Source organism: Roseateles sp. P5_B10 (assembly GCF_056400485.1).
Genome location: NZ_JBFULE010000559.1, coordinates 1 through 3564 on the forward strand (window position 1 = coordinate 1; position 3564 = coordinate 3564).

At 68.5% G+C, this 3564-nt stretch carries 4 protein-coding genes; 3 read left to right on the forward strand and 1 reads right to left on the reverse strand.

The window, feature by feature from the left end:
• The 3 genes from AC1DU6_RS23755 to AC1DU6_RS23765 all read left to right on the forward strand — a co-directional run.
• Positions 1-1134 (forward strand): M20/M25/M40 family metallo-hydrolase (locus AC1DU6_RS23755; protein ID WP_477860061.1); only part of this gene is annotated, 1134 nt, incomplete at its 5' end.
• Positions 1135-2082 carry a LysR family transcriptional regulator gene (locus tag AC1DU6_RS23760; protein ID WP_477860063.1) on the forward strand — a complete coding sequence of 316 codons (948 nt, stop codon included), beginning with the start codon at positions 1135-1137 and terminating at the stop codon, positions 2080-2082.
• A gap of 151 nt (positions 2083-2233) precedes the next feature.
• Entirely contained in the window at positions 2234-2788 is a 555-nt protein-coding gene (locus AC1DU6_RS23765; protein WP_457323138.1) for a PEP-CTERM sorting domain-containing protein, read from the forward strand.
• A 59-nt stretch (positions 2789-2847) separates the two neighbouring features.
• Here the strand turns inward: AC1DU6_RS23765 and AC1DU6_RS23770 are convergent, their stop codons facing one another.
• Positions 2848-3411, reverse strand: coding sequence for a hypothetical protein (locus AC1DU6_RS23770; RefSeq protein WP_457389255.1), 564 nt, complete (start codon positions 3409-3411; stop codon positions 2848-2850).
• Positions 3412-3564 lie beyond the last annotated feature (153 nt).

Sequence of the window (3564 nt, forward strand, 5' to 3'; positions counted from 1 at the left end):
CCCGAGTTCAGCGGCTGGCGCAACGACCTCGGCCCCTGGACGCCCAAGTATGAGAACGGTCTGCTCTATGGCCGCGGCGGCGCCGACGATGGTTATGCCGTCTACGCGTCGTTGACGGCCATCATGGCGCTGGACAAGCAGGGCATCCCGCGCCCGCGCTGCGTCGGCCTGATCGAGACTTGCGAGGAAAGCGGCAGCTTCGACCTGCCGGCCTACCTGGACCTGCTCGGTCCCCGGCTGGGCAACGTGTCCCTGGTGGTCTGCCTGGACTCTGGCGCCGGCAACTACGACCAGCTCTGGTTGACGACCTCGCTGCGCGGCATGGTGTCGGGTGTGCTGAAGGTCGAGGTGCTGGCCGAAGGCATCCATAGCGGCGACGCTTCGGGCGTCGTGCCCTCGTCCTTCCGCATCCTGCGCCAGGTGTTGGACAGGCTGGAGGACAGCAAGACGGGCCGTCTGCTGCCCGAAAGCTTCCACTGCGACATCCCCGGCGCCCGCCTGGACCAGGTCAAAGCGACGGCGGCCATCCTGAAGGAAGAGGTCTACAAGCGCATGCCCTGGGCCTGCGGTGCGGACGGCGGCCCGGTGCTGCCGGTGACGACCGACCCGGTCGAGGTGCTGCTGAACCGCACCTGGCGGCCGACGCTGTCGGTTGTCGGCGCCGATGGCTTCCCCGAGCTGAAGAACGCCGGCAATGTGCTGCGGCCCTACACCGCCTTCAAGCTGTCGCTGCGCCTGCCGCCGCTCATTGACGGCAACGAAGCTGCCCTCAAGCTGAAGGCCCTGCTGGAGGACAACGCGCCCTACAACGCCAAGGTGACCTTCACGCCCGACGGTCGTGCCGGCGCTTATGGCGCCACCGGCTGGAACACGCCGGAGCTGTCGCCCTGGCTTAGCCAGGCGCTCAACGACGCCAGCCATGCCCATTTCGGCGCGCCGGTCGGCTATATCGGCCAGGGCGGCACCATCCCGCTGATGAGCATGCTGCAAAAGGGCTTCCCCAAGGCGCAGATGATGGTCTGCGGCGTGCTCGGACCGAAGAGCAATGCCCACGGGCCCAACGAGTTCCTGCACGTGCCCTATGGCAAGCGCTTGACCGCAGCCGTGGCCCAGGTCATGGCTGCGCATCCCTGAATGGATCAGCTACGCGCCATCAAGGTTTTCGTCCGCGTCATCGACGAGGGCAGTTTTGCCGCCGCGGCACGCGGGCTGGACCTGGCGCCGGCCGTCGTCACGCGGCTGGTGGCCGAGCTGGAGGAGCATCTCGGCACGCGGCTCTTGAACCGCACGACGCGGCGGCTGTCGCTGACCGAGATCGGCGAGGCCTATCTGGAGCGGGCGCGGCGCATCCTGGCCGATGTCGACGAGGCGGCAGCCCTGGCCGCCTCGGCCACGCAGGAGGTGCGCGGCTTGCTGCGCATCCTGTGCCCGCCGGCCATCGCGGTGCATCAGCTCGCCAAGCACCTGCCCAAGTTCCATCGCGAGTACCCGCTGGTGACGCTGGAGAYCACGTCGCCGGGCCCGGTCGACACGGTGGACGACGCCTACGACCTGACCATCTTCCTGTCCCGCGAGACGCTGGACGGCGATTTCATCGCCCGCCGCCTGGCACGCAGTGAATTCATCATGTGCGCCTCGCCCGACTATCTGGACCAGCGCGGCCGCCCCCAGCACCCGCACGACCTCAAGCAGCACGACGCGCTGCTGCCGCCCACGCCTTCGCTGATGCGCGGCCTGACGCTGCAGCGCGGCGACGGCACCGAGGAGATCACCCTGCCCATCGTGCCCTCGCGCGCCGCGCTGTCGACGACGCACATGGACACCAATTACGCCGCCGCCCTGCACGGCCTTGGCGTGGCCGGGCTGCCCAGCTTCATGGTCGAGGACGCGCTGCTGGAGCAGGCGCTGGAGCGCGTCATGCCGCAGTGGCGGCTGTTTGGCACGACGCTGTGGGCCGGCATGCCGACCCGCAAATACGTGCCGGCACGCACGCGCGCCTTCCTCGACTTCCTGCTGCAGATCTTCGGCGGCGAGGACAAGGACCCCTGGCTGGTCGCAGCGGGCTGCGCGACCTGTCCCTGAGGCGCTTCCCCGTGACCACGGGGGAAGACGCGGCCGGGCGGCTGCGAACTTGTTCACAAGGCATGGCCTGACCCCCTGGAGGCGAGGGGGCGGAACTTGGAGGCGACGCGGGCAACATGCGTCCGWCGTCAATCCCTAGTCCATAAATCAAATGACCTTCTCGACCAAGCTGTTGGCCGTCGCCCTCACTACCGTCATCGGCCTGGGCGCCAGTGCCGCTCACGCCGGCCTCGTGGCGCACGCCGATGTGAACGGCTATGCCACCTTCCAGGACACGACCACCGGCCGTGTCTGGCTCCAGCTGCCCGACCTGTTCAACATGAACTACACGGCTCAGGTCAACACGGCCACCGCTGCCGGCTTCTCGGTCGCTTCGCTGAGCGACGTGGATGCGCTGTGGACCAGCACGCCCGGCAGCGACTGGAACGCGCTGAGCTCGGTCATCGGTGGTTCGTCCTCGCGCGGCCTGATGTGGGGCAACTACGCCGACGTCGGTGCCAGCAACCCGAATGCCTATGCCTACGCCTACGCCGGCACCAATGGCAGCTGGGACCACTACAACCCCAATAACACTTCGGCGTACAGCGACCTGGGCCTGTGGGCCTACCAGACCGGTGCCGCCGCTCTGCCTGAACCGGCCAGCTATGCGCTGGTGGGCATCGCCCTGGCCGGTGTCGGCCTGGCCAAGCGCCGCCGCAAAGCCTGATTCATCCGCACCCCACGGCGACCCCGCGGCCTCGGCCCCGGGGTCGTTTTGCTTTCCGCTCAGCGCAGGCTGAAGCCGAGCACGAAGAATTCGGGATGGCGCGCCTCCATCGCCCGCTTGAGCGGCCCGAAGGCGACATAGCGGCTCGAGGTCTTGGCGACATGGGCCAGCAGCCGGCGCTCCTCGGCATGGCCTTCGCCCAGGTTCCCCAGCAGCACAAGGTGCTGGCGCAGCGCGCTCCATTCCAGGCGCCGCCAGTACTCGCCGAAGTCGGCCGCCAGTTCCTCGTCGAGCTGACCCTCGGCACGGCATTCCTGCCAATGGCGTGCGGCCCAGTCGATCTCCTGGGCCTCGTCCCAGGCCAGTTCGGGCGGGCGCAGCAGTGCAGCGAGGCTCTCCGTCACGCAGCCGTGTGGCACATCGGCGACGAGGCGATGCAGCACGCCGTCCAGCCCCGCCTCGGCAACGCGGCCCAGGCCGGTGCGCAGGGCGTTGGCATCGGGCGGGGCTGGTGGCAGGGGATGGGCGCGCAACTCGGCGCAGGCGGCGCGCATCAGGCGGTCGGCGTCGGCGGGGCGGGCAAGCAGTTCGGCAATCAAGGCCGAGGTCGGGGCATAGGTCATAGGGAAGGGCCCTCGTGGATAATGAAATTCTAGGGAAGCGCTGAATGAGTTCCCGCGATGCGGCGCGCCGTGATTTGGGATGGGCTGCAAGGCGCAAAGCACAGCCATGGCTGGGGCCATGGCGAGCATTTGCAACGCCGCAGACCGCCCAAA